Annotated in this window: 13 protein-coding genes; all 13 read left to right on the forward strand. The window is 29.2% G+C overall.

The annotated features are described in order from the left end of the window. Positions 1-281 precede the first annotated feature (281 nt). The 13 genes from NSA50_RS06720 to cas5 all read left to right on the forward strand — a co-directional run bounded on the left by NSA50_RS06720 (position 282) and on the right by cas5 (position 16,476). Complete coding sequence (locus tag NSA50_RS06720) at positions 282-4,025, forward strand: phosphoribosylformylglycinamidine synthase (protein ID WP_257443948.1); 3,744 nt, start codon at positions 282-284, stop codon at positions 4,023-4,025. A 64-nt stretch (positions 4,026-4,089) separates the two neighbouring features. Then, a complete protein-coding gene (purE, locus tag NSA50_RS06725; RefSeq protein ID WP_195429532.1) occupies positions 4,090-4,569 on the forward strand; it encodes a 5-(carboxyamino)imidazole ribonucleotide mutase in 480 nt (159 codons plus the stop codon). Further along, the gene (purC, locus tag NSA50_RS06730; protein ID WP_195429534.1) at positions 4,569-5,273 is read left to right on the forward strand and encodes a phosphoribosylaminoimidazolesuccinocarboxamide synthase; all 705 of its coding nucleotides are present in this window, start codon (positions 4,569-4,571) and stop codon (positions 5,271-5,273) included. Before purE ends, purC begins: the two co-directional genes overlap by 1 nt. 169 nt (positions 5,274-5,442) lie before the next feature. Then, positions 5,443-6,849, forward strand: coding sequence for an amidophosphoribosyltransferase (gene purF, locus NSA50_RS06735; protein WP_257443951.1), 1,407 nt, complete (start codon positions 5,443-5,445; stop codon positions 6,847-6,849). A 22-nt stretch (positions 6,850-6,871) separates the two neighbouring features. Next, the gene (gene purM / locus NSA50_RS06740) at positions 6,872-7,873 is read left to right on the forward strand and encodes a phosphoribosylformylglycinamidine cyclo-ligase (protein ID WP_257443953.1); all 1,002 of its coding nucleotides are present in this window, start codon (positions 6,872-6,874) and stop codon (positions 7,871-7,873) included. Then, on the forward strand, positions 7,861-8,481 hold the full coding sequence (gene purN / locus NSA50_RS06745; protein WP_257443954.1) for a phosphoribosylglycinamide formyltransferase: 621 nt from the start codon (positions 7,861-7,863) through the stop codon (positions 8,479-8,481). The genes purM and purN overlap by 13 nt, the downstream gene beginning before the upstream one ends. Positions 8,482-8,624: 143 nt before the next feature. Then, positions 8,625-10,127, forward strand: coding sequence for a bifunctional phosphoribosylaminoimidazolecarboxamide formyltransferase/IMP cyclohydrolase (gene purH, locus NSA50_RS06750; protein WP_257443957.1), 1,503 nt, complete (start codon positions 8,625-8,627; stop codon positions 10,125-10,127). 294 nt (positions 10,128-10,421) lie between these two features. Then, positions 10,422-11,669, forward strand: a complete 1,248-nt coding sequence (gene purD / locus NSA50_RS06755) for a phosphoribosylamine--glycine ligase (RefSeq protein WP_195263408.1) — start codon at positions 10,422-10,424, stop codon at positions 11,667-11,669. A 224-nt stretch (positions 11,670-11,893) separates the two neighbouring features. After that, positions 11,894-12,043, forward strand: coding sequence for a hypothetical protein (locus NSA50_RS06760; RefSeq protein ID WP_257443961.1), 150 nt, complete (start codon positions 11,894-11,896; stop codon positions 12,041-12,043). A 309-nt stretch (positions 12,044-12,352) separates the two neighbouring features. Then, positions 12,353-13,093: a CRISPR-associated endoribonuclease Cas6 gene (cas6, locus tag NSA50_RS06765; protein ID WP_257443963.1), complete on the forward strand. Its 741-nt coding sequence runs from the start codon at positions 12,353-12,355 to the stop codon at positions 13,091-13,093. A gap of 14 nt (positions 13,094-13,107) precedes the next feature. After that, positions 13,108-14,451 (forward strand): type I CRISPR-associated protein Cas8a1/Csx8, encoded by a 1,344-nt coding sequence (gene cas8a1, locus NSA50_RS06770; RefSeq protein ID WP_257443965.1) that lies wholly within the window; start codon positions 13,108-13,110, stop codon positions 14,449-14,451. Positions 14,452-14,465: 14 nt separating this feature from the next. Beyond that, entirely contained in the window at positions 14,466-15,365 is a 900-nt protein-coding gene (cas7i, locus tag NSA50_RS06775; protein ID WP_257443967.1) for a type I-B CRISPR-associated protein Cas7/Cst2/DevR, read from the forward strand. Positions 15,366-15,393: 28 nt separating this feature from the next. Then, positions 15,394-16,476: a CRISPR-associated protein Cas5 gene (gene cas5 / locus NSA50_RS06780; protein ID WP_257443969.1), complete on the forward strand. Its 1,083-nt coding sequence runs from the start codon at positions 15,394-15,396 to the stop codon at positions 16,474-16,476. Positions 16,477-16,520: the final 44 nt, after the last annotated feature.

Genomic DNA, 16,520 nt, shown 5'->3' on the forward strand with positions numbered 1-16,520 from the left:
TGTAAAAATGATATTTAAATAACAAATTTAAAAAAATAATTAATACATAAGTTCACATAAAATGGATATAAAGTAAACTTTAAATGAAGTCGAATTATTATTAAATATATTTGCAATATAATTCGTTATTATACGAATTATATTGCAAATATATTTAATAAAGTTGACAATCATATAACGGAGTGGTAATCTTTAGATATAAATAACGAAATATATATTTATATTATAAAAAAACATTCGTATGTTTAATTTTGGAAAATACTAGCTTGGAGGTATGAAGGTTGAAGGTGAGTTGTATATTTGTAGAGAAAAAAAGATGCTTCGATGTTGAAGGAAAAAGTATGCTTGAAGATTATAAAAATAACTTAGGAATTAATTCTTTAGAAGAAGTTAGACTTGTAAATAAATATACTTTAGGGGAAATGAAAGAAGAAGATTATAAAAAAGCTCTTTATACAATATTTTCAGAACGAACTGTAGATAATGTTTACGAAAATAATTTTGAAGTAAAAGATAATGAAGTAGCTTTTGGAGTTGAATATCTACCGGGGCAATATGATCAAAGAGCAGATTCGGCTGCGGAGTGTTATCAATTATTGACTTCAGGAGAAAAAGTAGAAGTTAAATGGACAAAAATAATAATATTAAAAGGTAATTTATCAAGAAATGAAGTGGAAAAAATTAAAAAATATTGTATAAATTCGGTTGATTCAAGAGAGGTAAATATAGATAACTTAGAACTAGCATCAAAACTTCCAAAGCCAAAAAGTGTGAAAATATTAAATGGATTCACTAATAAAAATGATAACGAAATACAAGAGCTACACAGGAGTATGTGCCTTGCTATGAGTGTAGATGATATAAAACTTATAAGAAATTATTTTAAAGAGGAAAAGAGAGATCCAAGCATTACAGAGATAAAAGTGATAGATACATATTGGTCAGATCACTGCAGACACACAACTTTTTCAACTGCTATAGAAAATGTAGTTATTGAAGAAGGACTTTATACACATCCAATATCGAAATCTTATGAAGCGTATTTAAAGTCAAGAAATTTTGTTTATGGTGAAACTGACAGAGATGAAACATTAATGGATATTGCAGTTATAACAATGAAAGAAATGAAAAAAAGAGGTTTATTAGAAGATTTAGACATATCTGATGAAATAAATGCTTGCTCAATAAAGGTAAATATAGAAACAAACAAAGGAATAGAAGAATATCTAGTAATGTTTAAAAATGAAACACATAATCATCCGACTGAAATAGAACCTTTTGGCGGTGCAGCTACATGTCTTGGTGGTGCAATTAGAGATCCATTATCAGGAAGAACTTATGTATATCAAGCAATGAGGGTTACAGGAGCTGCAGATCCAACTGTTAATATAGGAGAAACATTAAAGGGAAAATTACCTCAAAGAACTATAACCTTAGGAGCAGCTCATGGATATAGTTCATATGGAAATCAAATAGGGCTTGCTACAGGCCAAGTTTCAGAAGTATATCATCCAAATTATGTTGCTAAGAGAATGGAAATTGGAGCTGTTATAGCAGCAGCACCAAAAGAAAATGTAGTTAGAGAAGAGCCTAAGGCAGGAGATGTTGTAATTCTTTTAGGGGGAAGAACTGGAAGAGATGGATTAGGTGGAGCAACAGGGTCATCTAAAGAACATACAGAAAATTCAATCAATGAGTGTGGAGCAGAAGTTCAAAAAGGCAATCCTCCTACTGAAAGAAAGATTCAAAGATTATTTAGAAACTCTAAAGTTTCGAGGATGATAAAAAGGTGTAATGATTTTGGAGCTGGTGGAGTTTCAGTTGCAATTGGAGAATTAACAAGAGGTTTAGATATAGATTTAGATAAAGTTCCTAAAAAGTATGAAGGTTTAGATGGAACAGAAATTGCTATTTCAGAATCACAAGAAAGAATGGCAGTTGTAGTTAGCAAGGAAAATGAAAAAAGATTTATAGATTTATGTGAAGAAGAAAATTTAGAGGCAATTAAAGTTGCAGATGTAACTAATAATGAAAGACTTAGAATGTTCTGGAGAGGGAAAAAAATCGTAGATTTAAAAAGAGAATTCTTAGATACAAATGGGGCAAGACAAGCAATAGAAGTAGAAGTGAAATCTCCAAAGGAGTACCCATTTAGCATAAAAGATGTGGATGTAAAAGAAGAGTGGATTAATATATTAAAAAATTTAAATGTATCAATGCAAAAGGGCTTAGTTGAAAGATTTGATTCAACTATAGGGTCGGGAACTGTACTTATGCCTTTTGGAGGAAAATATCAAGCAACACCAGCAGAAGGTATGGCAGCTAAGATACCAGTTTTAAATGGAGAAAGTAAAGATGCAACATTAATGACATATGGATTTAATCCAGACATGGGGATGTGGAGTCCTTACCATATGGCATATTATTCAGTGATTGAAGCAGTAACAAAACTTTCAGCTATGGGTGGGAACTATAAAAAAGCAAGACTAACATTACAGGAGTATTTTGAGAGATTAGGAAAAGATAAAAACAAATGGGGAAAACCTTTTTCAGCATTACTTGGAGCATATCAAGCACAAATGGATTTAGGAATACCAGCTATTGGTGGTAAGGATTCTATGTCAGGTACTTTTGGGGATTTAGATGTACCTCCATCATTAGTGGCATTTGCAGTGGATGTTGCTAAAGCTAAAGATATTATATCTCCAGAATTTAAAAATAATAATTCTAAGATAGTACTTTTAATAGCTGAAAAAAATGAAGATATGACATTAAAAGTAGACAGATATAAGAAGAACTTAGAAAAGTTACATGAACTTATTTTAAATAAAAAAGTTATTTCTGCTTCATCATTAAAATTTGGTGGAGTAGCAGAAGCTTTAACTAAAATGAGTTTAGGAAATAGAATTGGGGTAGAGTTTGAAGGATTAAGTAAAGAGGAATTATTTGAACTTAATTATGGCAGCTTAGTTTTAGAAGTTAAAAAAGATGTTGAAATAGAAAAAGAATTTAATGGTTGCGCTTATAAAGTAATAGGTAATACAACAGAAAATAGGGCTATAGTTTCAAAGGAATATGATATTAATTTTGATATAGAGTTTTTAGAAAAGATACTAGAAGAAAAGTTATCAGATGTATTTAAGGTGAAAACAGAAGATAGAAAAGAAAAAATTCAAACAGTATTATATGAATCTAAAGAAGTAAAGACACCTTTAATAAAGGTTGCAAAACCAAAAGTATTTATTCCAGTTTTCCCTGGAACAAACTGTGAATATGATTGTGCAAGAGCTTTTCAGAATGAAGGTGCAGAAGTATCAGAGTTTATTTTAAATAATATGAACAAGGATTTATTAAACCAATCGATTTTAGAAATGGAAAAGAGCATAAGAGAAAGCCAAATAATTATGTTACCAGGTGGATTTTCAGCTGGAGATGAACCAGATGGATCAGGTAAATTTATAGCAACAGTATTTAGAAACGAAAGAATAAAAGATGCTGTAATGGATCTGTTGAAAAATAGAGATGGTTTAATGCTTGGTATATGCAATGGCTTCCAAGCACTAATAAAATTAGGATTAGTACCTTATGGTGAAATTGTAGATATAGAAGAAGATATGGCAACTCTAACTTACAATGAAATCAATAGACATATGAGTTCAATAGTTAGAACTAAAATAACATCAAACAAGTCACCATGGTTTAATGAAGTAAATCTTGGAGATATACATTCGATTGCAATTTCTCATGGAGAAGGAAGATTTGTTGCTCCACAAGATTTAATAGAAAAGTTAAGAAAAAATGGACAAATAGCAACACAATATGTTGACTTAAATGGTGAAATATCTAGTGATATGCCTTTTAATCCAAATGGCTCAATGTTAGGTATAGAAGGAATCACAAGTCCAGATGGAAGAATACTTGGTAAAATGGGACATTCAGAAAGAATAGGAGAAAACCTATATAAAAATGTTCCAGGAAACTTTGATCAAAAGATATTTAAAGCAGGAGTGAAGTACTTTAAGTAACGGACAATGGACAAGGCGCAATTGTCAATTATCCATTATCAATTAATAAAACGGGGGTTTTTATATGAAGGTAGCTATATTTTTTGGAAGTAAATCGGATACTGATGTTATGAAGGGAGCTGCTAATTGCTTAAGAGAATTTGGAGTAGAGTTTAAAGCTTATGTATTATCAGCTCATAGGGTTCCTGAAAAGTTAACGGAAACTTTAAAGGAAGCTGAAGAAAAAGGGTGTGAAGTTGTTATTGCGGGAGCTGGGCTTGCAGCTCATCTGCCTGGTGTTATAGCTTCTCAAACTACTATGCCTGTAATAGGAGTTCCAATAAAAGGAGCAGTGGAGGGGTTAGATGCTTTATTTTCAATAGTTCAAATGCCAAAATCAATTCCAGTTGCAACAGTTGGAATTAATAACAGTTATAATGCAGGAATGCTTGCTGTACAAATGCTTGCAATAAAAGATAGTTCGTTAAGAGAAAAATTAAATGAATTTAGATTAGATATGAAAAGTAAGTTTATAGAAGAAAATGGAGAAGGGGTAGATTTATAATGGAAAAATTAGAAATGATGTATGAAGGAAAAGCAAAGAAAATATATGCTACAGAAAAGGCAGACGAAGTTATTGTGTACTATAAAGACGATGCAACAGCATTTAATGGAGAAAAGAAAGGGCAAATTGAAGATAAGGGAGCCTTAAATAATGCAATTACTTCCATGATTTTTGAAATGCTAAATGAAAATGGAATAAAGACACACTTTATAGAAAAATTAAATGAAAGAGAGCAACTTTGTAAAAAAGTTGAAATAGTACCTTTAGAAGTAATAGTTAGAAATGTAGCAGCTGGATCAATGGCTAAAAGATTAGGATTAGAAGAAGGATTTGAACTTAAAACTACAGTATTTGAATTATCATATAAAGACGATTCACTAGGAGATCCATTAATAAATGATTATCATGCAGTAGGAATCGGTGCTACTACATTTGAGGAACTAAACAAGATTTATGAAATGACTGCAAAAATTAATAACTTACTAAAAGAATTCTTCATAAAGCAAAATATAAGATTAATAGATTTTAAATTAGAATTTGGAAGATACAATGGAGAAGTTATATTAGCAGATGAAATTTCACCAGATACATGCAGATTCTGGGATGCAACAACAGGAGAAAAATTAGATAAGGATAGATTCAGAAGAGACCTTGGAAATGTAAAAGATGCTTATATAGAAATATTAAACAGAATACAAAAATAATTAATAATGATAATGGACAATGGAAAATGCGCAATTAAGGTAATAACTCAGTCAAGCTGAGTTATTAAAGTTAAAATTATAAGCAATTCAGCTAAGCTAAATTGCATCCATAATTATCCATTATCCATTATCCATTATAAATTGTCAATTAATATTGGGGGGTGTTTTTTTGAACTCAAATTTAATTTTGGATCCGAGTAATGATAAATTTAAGGATGAATGTGGTGTTTTTGGTGTTTATGTAAATAAGCCTATGGATGTTGCATCTATGACTTATTATGGGTTGTATGCACTTCAGCATAGAGGGCAAGAAAGTGCAGGAATAGCTGTGGCAAATGGTGAAAGTGTTGATATTCATAAAGGAATGGGGCTTATTACAGAAGCTTTTTCTAAAGAGGATTTGAATAGACTTAAAGGGTTTGCAGCAATAGGGCATGTTAGATATTCTACATGCGGAGATACTAGAATTGAAAATGCACAGCCATTACTTAGCCAAACTAAGCTTAGTTCAATAGCAATGGCTCATAATGGTACTTTAGTAAATGCTGATGTAATTAGAGAACTTTTAGAAGATGGGGGACATGTCTTTCATACATCAATAGATTCAGAAGTTATAGCAAATCTTATAGCAAGAGGAGCTAAAAAAGGTCTTGAAAAGGCGATATTTGATTCTATACAAGCAATAAGAGGATCTTTCGCAATGGTAATTTTGACAAATGATAAGCTTATAGGAGTTAGAGATCCACATGGAATTAGACCATTATGTCTTGGAAAGACAGAAGAAGGTTATGTACTATCATCAGAAAGTTGTGCTTTAGATGCAATAGGAGCAGAATTAGTTAGAGATGTAGATCCAGGTGAGATAATTATTATAGATGATAATGGAATTAAATCCTATAAGTATTCAGAAAATACACAATGTCAGACATGTGCTTTTGAGTATATTTATTTTGCAAGACCAGATTCAACAATTGATGGCTTAGATGTTCATGAATCAAGAGTGAGGTCAGGAGAACAATTATTTAGAGAATATAAAATAGATGCAGATGTGGTAGTTGCAGTTCCAGATTCAGGAATACCAGCAGCAATAGGATATTCAAAGGCTTCAGGAATACCTTATGATACTGGATTTGTAAAAAATAGATATGTGGGCAGAACCTTTATAACACCTTCTCAAGAAATTAGAGAAAGAGCTGTAGCAGTAAAATTAAATCCACTTAAAGCAAATATAAGTGGAAAGAGAGTTGTACTAATTGATGATTCAATAGTTAGAGGAACAACATCAAAGCACTTAGTTGATTCTTTAAGAAGGGCAGGAGCAGAAGAAGTACATTTTTTAGTAGCTTCACCAATAGTTAAATTTCCTTGCTACTTTGGAATAGATACTCCATATAGAAGTGAGCTTATAGGAGCTAAAAAATCAATTGAAGAAATAAGAGAAGCAATAGGATGCGATAGCTTAGGATATTTAAGTATGGAAGGTATGTATAGTTGCTTTAAAGAAAACTGTGGATATTGTGTTGGTTGCTTTAATGGAATATATCCAGTAGCAACACCTATAGAAGGAGCAAAATAAAAGCTGAAAGGTAGTGTGTTAAATGATAACTTATAAAGAAGCTGGAGTTAATATAGAAGAAGGATATAGATCAGTAAAGCTTATAAAAGAATATGTAAGTAGAACAATGAGTGATTATGTACTAAATGGACTTGGAAGCTTTGCTGGAATGGTTGAGCTTCCAGAAGGATACAAGAAACCAGTTTTAGTTTCTGGGACAGATGGAGTTGGAACCAAACTTGATATAGCTTTTAAAACTAGAAAATACGATACAGTTGGAATAGATTGTGTTGCAATGTGTGTTAATGATATTTTATGCCATGGAGCAAAGCCACTATTTTTCTTAGACTATATAGCTTGTGGAAAGCTAGAAGCTGAAGTTGCAGCAGATTTAGTAAAAGGTGTATCAGAAGGATGTCTTCAAGGAGATTGTGCTTTAGTTGGTGGAGAAACTGCTGAAATGCCAGGGTTTTATAGAGATGGTGAATACGATATGGCAGGTTTTGCTGTAGGAATTGTAGATAAAGATAAAATAATAAATGGTAAGAATATTAAAGAAGGAGACAAGCTTATAGGTATTACATCTTCAGGTTTACATTCTAATGGCTATTCACTAGTAAGAAAATTATTTGAAGATTTAAATGAAGACTTAGGTGGAAAAGAAGCTTGGAAAACTTTAATAACTCCAACAAAAATTTATGTTAAACCAATTTTAAAATTACTTGAAAGCTTTGAAATAAAAGGAATGGCACATATTACAGGTGGTGGATTTATAGAAAATATTCCAAGAATGTTTAATGGAGAAAATTTTACAGCAATAATAAAAAAAGATAGCTATCCATTGCCGTTAATATTTGAAAAGATAATAGAAAAAGGTGTAGATAAGGAGCATATGTACAATACTTTCAATATGGGGATTGGGTTTGTACTATGTGTTAATGAAGCAGATGCAAAGCCTGTTATAAAAGCGTTAATTGAAATGGGAGAAAAAGCTTATGATATAGGTTATGTAACATCTGGAGGTGAAGGTGTTTGTTTAAAATAGCAGTACTTGCATCAGGTGGAGGAACAAACCTTCAATCAATAATAGATTCAATAGAAGATGGAAAATTAAATTGTAAGATAGAAATGGTTATAGGAAGTAAAGAGGGAATATTTGCTTTAGAGCGAGCGGAGAAAAAAGGAATAAAGACTCATGTAGTATCTAAAAAAGAATATAAAGATACTACATGCGATAAGATATTAGAATTAACTAAGGGGAAAGTTGATTTAATAGTTCTTGCAGGATATCTTTCAATATTACAAGGAAATATCCTAAAAGAATTTAAAGATAAAATAATAAATATACATCCATCATTGATACCAAGCTTTTGTGGGCCAAGAATGTATGGATTAAAAGTTCATGAAGCAGTTATAAATTCTGGAGTAAGATATTCAGGATGCACAGTTCACTTTGTAAATGAAGAGGTAGATGGTGGAGCAATACTACTTCAAGAAGTGGTGCCAGTTTATTTTGAAGATACAAAAGAATCATTACAAAAAAGAGTGTTAGAAAAAGAGCATGAAATATTGCCAAAAGCAATTGACTTGATTAGTAGAGATAAGGTTGAAATTATAAATGGAAAAACAAGAATAAATACAATTGATAATTAATAATGGAAAATTGATAATTAAGGATATAACTCAGACAAGCTGAGTTATGAAATTAAATTCAATTAAAGAAATTCCGTAGGAATTTCATCAATAATTGTACATTATCAATTATCAATTGTCCATTAATGGAAGGGGTTTTTAAGTTGATAAAAAGAGCTTTAGTTAGTGTTTTTGATAAAGATGGTATTTTAGATTTCTCTAATTTTTTAGAAAGCAAGGGTGTTGAAATAATATCTACAGGTGGTACTTATAAACATCTTAAGGGTAATGGAGTTAATGTTATTGAAGTTAATGAAGTTACTAACTTTCCTGAGATGTTAGATGGAAGGGTTAAAACTCTTCATCCTATTATTCATGCAGGAATACTTGCTATAAGAAATAATGATGAACATATGGAAACTATTAGAGAAAGAAATATTAATCCTATAGATATGGTTATAGTTAATTTATATCCATTTTTTCAAAAGGTTAGAGAGAATTTGAGTTTTGATGAAAAGGTTGAGTTTATAGATATTGGCGGACCTACAATGCTTAGAGCAGCAGCTAAGAACTTTAAAGATGTAGTAGTGATTTCAGAGAAAGAGGACTACAGAGCTGTTATGGAAGAAATATCTGAAAATGGAGATGTCTCATTAAAGTTAAGAAAAAAGCTTGCAGGAAAAGTATTTAATTTAATGAGTGCTTATGATGCAGCAATATCTAATTTTTTATTAGAAGATGAAGAATATCCAGAATATCTTTCAATATCATATAAGAAAAAGCAAAGCTTAAGATATGGAGAAAATCCACATCAAAGTGCAGCATACTATAGTTCAACAGAATTTGATGGAGCTATGAATAGTTTTGAAATATTAAATGGTAAAGAGTTATCTTACAACAATATTAAAGATTTAGATATAGCTTGGAAGGTTGCATCTGAATTTGATGAAGTAGCTTGCTGTGGACTTAAACATAATACCCCTTGTGGAGTAGCTATTGGAGAAACTCCATTTGAAGTTTACAAAAAAGCACATGATGCAGATGAAACATCAATATTTGGTGGAATAGTTGCAATAAACAGAAAAATAGATAAGGCTACAGCTGAAGAAATGGTTAAAATATTTTTAGAAGTAGTAGCTGCACCAGATTTTGATGAAGATGCTTTAGAAGTACTAAGAACTAAAAAGAACTTAAGAGTAATTAAATGTAATAATACTCCAAAGGATAAAAAATATATGGTTACAGTTGATGGTGGCATATTATTACAAGAAGAAGATAAAAATTTAATTGATGATTTAAAAGTAGTAACAGAAAAATCACCAACAGAAGAAGAAATGAAAGATTTATTATTTGGTATGAAGGTAGTTAAATACGTAAAATCAAATGCAATTGTTGCTATAAAAGATGGAGTAGCAGTTGGAATTGGTGGAGGACAAGTTAATAGAATCTGGGCAACAGAAGAAGCACTCCAAAGAGGGAAAGGTGCAACGGTTTTAGCTTCAGATGCCTTCTTCCCATTTAGAGATGTAGTAGATGAATGTGCTAAAAATGGTATTAAAGCAATAATACAACCAGGAGGATCAATAAGAGATCAAGAATCTATTGATGCTTGTAATGAACATGGAATTTCTATGGTATTTACGGGTATTAGACACTTTAAGCATTAATATTAACTAGAGGAACAGAGAGAATCTTATTTCAGGATATTAAGTAATTTCACAGAGTATTTCGACTGTTGGTAAAAGAAAAATAACTAAATTTCTGTAACTCCCTACGGTCAAACAACAGAAATTCTTAACGCAATTTTTATTCTAACAACAGGAAATACTAACTGTTCATTACGATATATCCCTCCATAAGATTTTCTCTGTTTCTTAGATGTTAAATTAATGTTTAGGCGTTTTTAATGTAAATGTTATAGAAATGGAATAAAATAAAGAGTATTTGTTGGAGGTTAGTATATGAAGATTTTATTAATTGGATCTGGTGGTAGGGAGCATGCTTTGGCTTGGAAGCTTGCTAAGAGTAAGAAGGTAGAAAGAATATTTGTTGCTCCTGGTAATGGGGGAACTGCTAGGGAAAATAAGTGTGAAAATATAAATATAACTGATATAGATGAACTTTTGAAATTTGCTTTAGATAATTCTATTGATTTAACTGTTGTTGGACCTGAAGATCCTTTAACTAATGGGATCGTTGATAAGTTTAAAATGAATGGACTTAAGATTTTTGGACCTAGTGGAAAAGCTGCAATGCTTGAAGGTAGTAAGAGTTTTTCTAAGGATTTCATGAAAAAGTATGGAGTTAAAACTGCAGAGTATGAAGTATTTCATGATGTTAATAAAGCTTTAGATTATTTAGAAACTTGTCCATATCCTACGGTAGTTAAGGCTGATGGATTAGCTGCTGGAAAAGGTGTTGCTATTTGTGAAAATAAAGAAGAGGCCATAGATGCAGTAAAATCTTTTATGGTTGATGATATATTTAATGGAGCAGGGCAAAAAATAGTTATAGAAGAGTTTTTAGAAGGTGTAGAGGCATCTATTCTTTCAATTACAGATGGAAAAACTATTATACCATTTATATCTGCAAAGGATCATAAACAAATTTTTGATGGTGGTAAGGGGCCAAATACTGGAGGGATGGGAGTTGTAGCACCTAATCCATATGTAACAGAAGAGGTTTTAAAGGATTTTGAAGAAAATATAATGAATAGGACTTTAGTTGGAATAAGAGAAGAAGGATTTGATTATAAAGGTATAATATTCTTTGGTCTTATGATAACTAAAAAAGGATCATATCTTTTAGAATATAATGTGAGAATGGGAGATCCAGAAACACAATCAGTACTTAATTTAATGGAAGGCGATTTACTAGAACTTATAGAAGCTTCATTAATAGAGAATTTGAAAAATACAGAAGTTAAATGGGAAAAAGGAGCATGTGTAAATGTAGTTTTAGCATCAAAGGGATATCCGGGAAGTTTTCCTAAGGGATATGAAATTACTATAGATGATGAAATTAAAGATAAAGTTTTTCTAGCAGGTGCAAAACTTGAAAATGGAATTTTAAAAACTAATGGGGGAAGAGTTCTTTCAGTGGTTGGATTTGGAGAAACAATAGAAAAAGCAAGAGAAGATGCTTATAATACTATAGAAAAAGTAGAATTTAGAGATAAATATTTTAGAAATGATATAGGATTAATTTAAAGATTAGAAAACTATTTTAAATATAAAATAATAAAGATAGAGAGAAAGGATACCGAAATGGTGTCCTTTTAGGTTAGTTAGATATATAAAACTAATAAATAAGAAATCGGTATATTATAAATTTACTTTTAAAATGTAATAATTAATATAATTTTTCCCAATAATATAAAGGTAAATAAAAATAAATTGAGCTATAAATGCTTAATAAAACCTTGGAGGAAAAAATGAACAGAGAAACTAAAAATCAAGTTTATGCAAAAGCAAAGGAAATGATAATAGCAGGAGAGTCTTGGGATAAAATAATGGAAGAAACAAGATTAAGACAAAAGGATTTAAGAAGGATACAAATGACAGAAATAGATCCTAAGTTTTAAAAAACTTATTAGGAATTATTTTGAAATTAATTCTCAATAAACTTACAGGGTAGCATAACATTGAAATGTGAGATGAAATTTTAATTTGAATTAATGTAAAAGACACCTGGACAGGAATAGATCTGTGTAAAAGCAATTCTATTACCTGTCTTTTTTATTTGTTAAGAGGTGAGTAAAGTGAGTAGTATAATAGAAAGATTAATAAATAAAAAAAATATCTGGGAAATATTTCAAAATTAGGAAGTATGATGTAAAATATAATTGATTATATATAAATTAAACACTCTAATAGTTAGTAAGGAGAAAAAAATGCGATTTTGTTTAATATTACAATTGAAAGAGAATATATTACCAATAGAATATAGAAAAGTTATATTAAGCTATATTAAAAATGCAATATCAAAATGTAATAATGGAAAATATTATGAAGAATTTTTTAAAGACACAAAGCAAAAGGATTATTGCTTTTCAGTAATACTACCAAAATCTAAATTTATTAAAGATAAAATAATACTAGATGGAAATGAGATAAGGATATTTTTTTCAACTGATAATAATAGAATGGGCTTTATATTATATAACGCATTTATTGCTCAAAAAAATAAGCAGTACCCACTACCCAATAATAATTTTATGATTTTGAAAAGTATAAAAAATCATAAAAGAGAAGAGATATATAATAATAAAGTTATATTTAAGACTACATTAGGAAGTGGCTTATGTGTAAGAGATCATGACATAGAAACAAATAAAGATATTTATTATGTATACAGTGACGAGCGATTTAGAGAAAAGCTAAAGATAGTATTAACTAATCAACTATTGAATGCAGGCTTTACTAAAAAAGAGGCTGAAGAGGTAAAGGTGAATCCTATACAGTGTAAGAACGTTGTAGTGAAGCATTATAGAAGATATATAGACACCACAATTGGAATATTTGAGGTACAAGCTAATAATAGAATATTACAACATTTTTATGATGTAGGCATGGGAAGTAGGCATAGCATGGGATTCGGAATGATAGATTTAGTAACTCAAGACTTAGTATAAGAAAGGAGGGTAATATGAAAACAAATTTACAAAATAATAGTTATGATACTATGTTAGAACCATCAGATTGGAGATTTTCAGCAGCTATAGTTGGGTTAATGCAATATTTAGATTATCATGATTTAGATTATAGGATAGAAGACGATTGTATTTATTACAATAGAGAAGATATTAATGAAGAAAAGTACTTAGAATTTGTAGAATATAAATATGGGGAAGAATTACATCATAAGATTGTAGAAAATATCCTTTCCAGAGAAGAGTTAAGTGATGAAGAAATAAAATTGGTGAATGATAAGTTATCAGCTAATACAATAATGAAAAAGACTTTTGGAAAGTTAAAATACGATAAAACAAATAAACAAGAAATATTAGATATTATTATTAAAAGTAGAAAAGAGCTAATTAGAGAAACTTTTAGAAGTAAAAGTGATATGTATGCTAATTATGCTAATACAAATCAACTGTTCAATGATTCTCAAAATAATTGCAGATTGATTGGATATTATATAGATTCCGGGAAAAAGGGTAAATCTACAGCGTTTAATTTTAATATAAGTACTTTTGTTGGATGTGATGAAAGAGAATTTGATTTTATTCCATTTGCCTTTGAAGGAACAAGAGAAGCTTTTTTTATAAATGATAATTATACTATAGATAGACTTAAAATATCTAATAAAACTCTAAGAATAAAGGTAGAAAGTGGCTTAGATTGGAGTAGCAAATCAAAAGATACAAGGCAAGTTTTATTTAAAGGAATTATAGAAAGTACAGATTTTATAGATAGAGATGTAGAAGTAATATTTAAGGATAGAGATAAGGGATATTTTGAAACTTTATATATAAGAAAAGAAAGTATAGATATATTTAAAAAAATTGCTGAAGAAAATATAGATTATAGGTCATTTTGCTTTTCTTATAAGGTAACAGAAAAGTATTATATAAATATTCAAAAGCAAGTAACCGATAGTATTTTAAATAATTTATTATTAGATAATTTAATAGAAATATTTTTAAAGGAAAAATATAGAAATGGCTTAGTAAGTCAACTTATAAAAATAAATGTATTAATAAGGAGGGATAAATCAATGAAGGATAGATTAAAAGGGGCATATAAAAATGCTAAACAAGTAGCAGAAGTATTAGAAATAAATAAATTAGAGAGCTATAAACAAAAATTAACAAGTTCGATTATATTTAAAGACTATGATAGAGTTTGTCAAATATTACTTCAATTAACCAATTACTCGGGAGTAGAGTTTGGATTTGTATATGATTTATTTGATGATTTTGAAGAAAATAAGGATTTAGCATATACCTTTATAAATGCATTATCAAAAAAGAGCGAGAATAAATAATAAGAGGTGGAATTATGAAAAATAAAAAAGCATTAACTTTAACTGTAGTAGCAAATATGACTTCAAATTATTCGGAAGGGTTAGGTAATATAGCAAGTGTACAAAAAGTATTTAAAAATAGGAAAGTATATACTATAAGAAGTAGGGAAAGTTTAAAAAATTCTATTATGGTTCAAAGTGGTATGTATGATGATTTAGAAACAGAAGTTGACGGTGCAACACAGAAATTGGCTAATAAGGATTTAAACGCATCTAATTGCAGGGCCCTTGAAGGGGGATATATGAGTACAAAAGGAACTACATATATTAGAAAAAGTTCTTTTTATTTAACAGATGCAATATCATGTGAAAGTTTTGTAAATGAAACAAGGTTCCATAATAATTTATATTTAGCTAATAATGAAGCAAAGAGTAAAAATATCAATTTACAAGAAAAAGATGGAGAAGCTGGACTTATGCCTTATCAATATGAATATGATAAATCTTTAAAAATATATAGCATAACAGTAGATTTAGAGATGATAGGAAAAGATGAAAATTTTGAACAAGAAGAGGGATATAAAGAAGCAGATAATAAGGAAAAAGCAGATAGAATAAATTCAATTTTAGAGGCAATAGAAAACTTAAGCTTAATAGTTAAAGGAAATCTAGATAATGCAGAACCAATATTTATAGTTGGAGGTTTATCAGATAGAAAGACACATTATTTTGAGAATGTTGTAAAGGTAGAAGAAGATAAATTAATAATATCAGAGGATTTAAAGGATAAAATAAAAAAAGGTTACTATGTTGGCTTACTTGAAGGAAAAGCATTGAAAAATGAAAATGAAATAAAAGCTAACTTAAATCCAATTTCTATAACAAAGTTCTTTGATAATGTTAGAAATGAAGTAAATACTTACTTTAATGTATAAGTATAAAAGAAGAAAGTAGGTAATTATAGTGAAAGCATTAAGAATAGTGCTAACTCAAAGTAGTGCTAACTATAAAAGAGAAGAAACAATAGATAATAAAATGACTTATCCGCTACCACCAATATCCACAATAATAGGAGCTATTCATAATGCTTGCAATTATAGAGAATATCATGCTATGGATATCAGTGTACAAGGTAAGTTTGAATCAATGCATAATGAGCCATATACTGACTATTGCTTTTTAAACTCTATAATGGATGATAGAGGGATATTAGTAAAGATGAAAAATGAAAGACTTTTATCAAGTGTTTTTGATAAAGTTGCTAGTGCTAAAAAATCTCAAGGTAATAGTTTTAGAAAAGGAATAACTATACAAGTTTATAATGAACAGTTATTAAATGAATACAGGAATTTAAAAGATATAAAAGATAAAATAGATGAATATAAAAAGAATAAGTATAAAGAAAAGCTACAAAAGTTTAAGAGTGAAAAAGCTAAACTTGCAGAAATAAAGAAGACGCTAGATAAAAAATCAAAAGAATTTTTAGAGTTATCTCAAAAGGAAAAAGAAATTAAAATAAAAGAAAATGAATTTAAAGAAAAAGTAAAAAGTTATGAAGTATATAATTATATTAAACCAATATCAAAATTTAGATCATTAACAACATCATTAAAATATTATGAAATATTAAATAATATAGAATTAGTTATTCATGTCAGAAGTGATGATGAAACTTTAAAAGATATAGAAAAAAATATTTATAATTTAAAGTCAATTGGAAGAAGTGAGGATTTTGTAGATGTAGCAGAAGCTAAAATTGTAACTCTAAAAGAAGATGATGACTGCGATATTATAAGTAATTACTCTGCATACTTAAACTATGATGATGTAAAAAATGAATGTATATATTTTGATAAAGCAAAGGCAGGACAAAGTATTAGTGGAACAAAGTATTATTTAAATAAAAACTATAAAATAGAAGATGGTAAAAGAATTTTCGAAAAAAAGAAAGTTATTTATGCATCACAATATATAATTGAAAGTACAAGTGATAATGTATTTATAGATGATGAAGATAATAAAGAATATATTGTTAACTTTATATAAAAGAATGTTGAGCAGTATGGTAATAGCCTTGCTGCTTTAAATTT

Origin of the sequence: Clostridium mucosae, assembly GCF_024622765.1 — a bacterium.
In the GTDB taxonomy this organism is placed as follows: domain Bacteria; phylum Bacillota; class Clostridia; order Clostridiales; family Clostridiaceae; genus Clostridium.

What these genes read in the sequence shown, in the direction of transcription:
- purE (WP_195429532.1), top strand. Translation starts at nt 4,090, where the DNA reads ATGAAGGTAGCTATATTTTTTGGAAGTAAATCGGATACTGATGTTATG.
- purC (WP_195429534.1), top strand. Translation starts at nt 4,569, where the DNA reads ATGGAAAAATTAGAAATGATGTATGAAGGAAAAGCAAAGAAAATATAT.
- purM (WP_257443953.1), top strand. Translation starts at nt 6,872, where the DNA reads ATGATAACTTATAAAGAAGCTGGAGTTAATATAGAAGAAGGATATAGA.
- purD (WP_195263408.1), top strand. Translation starts at nt 10,422, where the DNA reads ATGAAGATTTTATTAATTGGATCTGGTGGTAGGGAGCATGCTTTGGCT.
- NSA50_RS06760 (WP_257443961.1), top strand. Translation starts at nt 11,894, where the DNA reads ATGAACAGAGAAACTAAAAATCAAGTTTATGCAAAAGCAAAGGAAATG.
- cas6 (WP_257443963.1), top strand. Translation starts at nt 12,353, where the DNA reads ATGCGATTTTGTTTAATATTACAATTGAAAGAGAATATATTACCAATA.
- cas8a1 (WP_257443965.1), top strand. Translation starts at nt 13,108, where the DNA reads ATGAAAACAAATTTACAAAATAATAGTTATGATACTATGTTAGAACCA.
- cas7i (WP_257443967.1), top strand. Translation starts at nt 14,466, where the DNA reads ATGAAAAATAAAAAAGCATTAACTTTAACTGTAGTAGCAAATATGACT.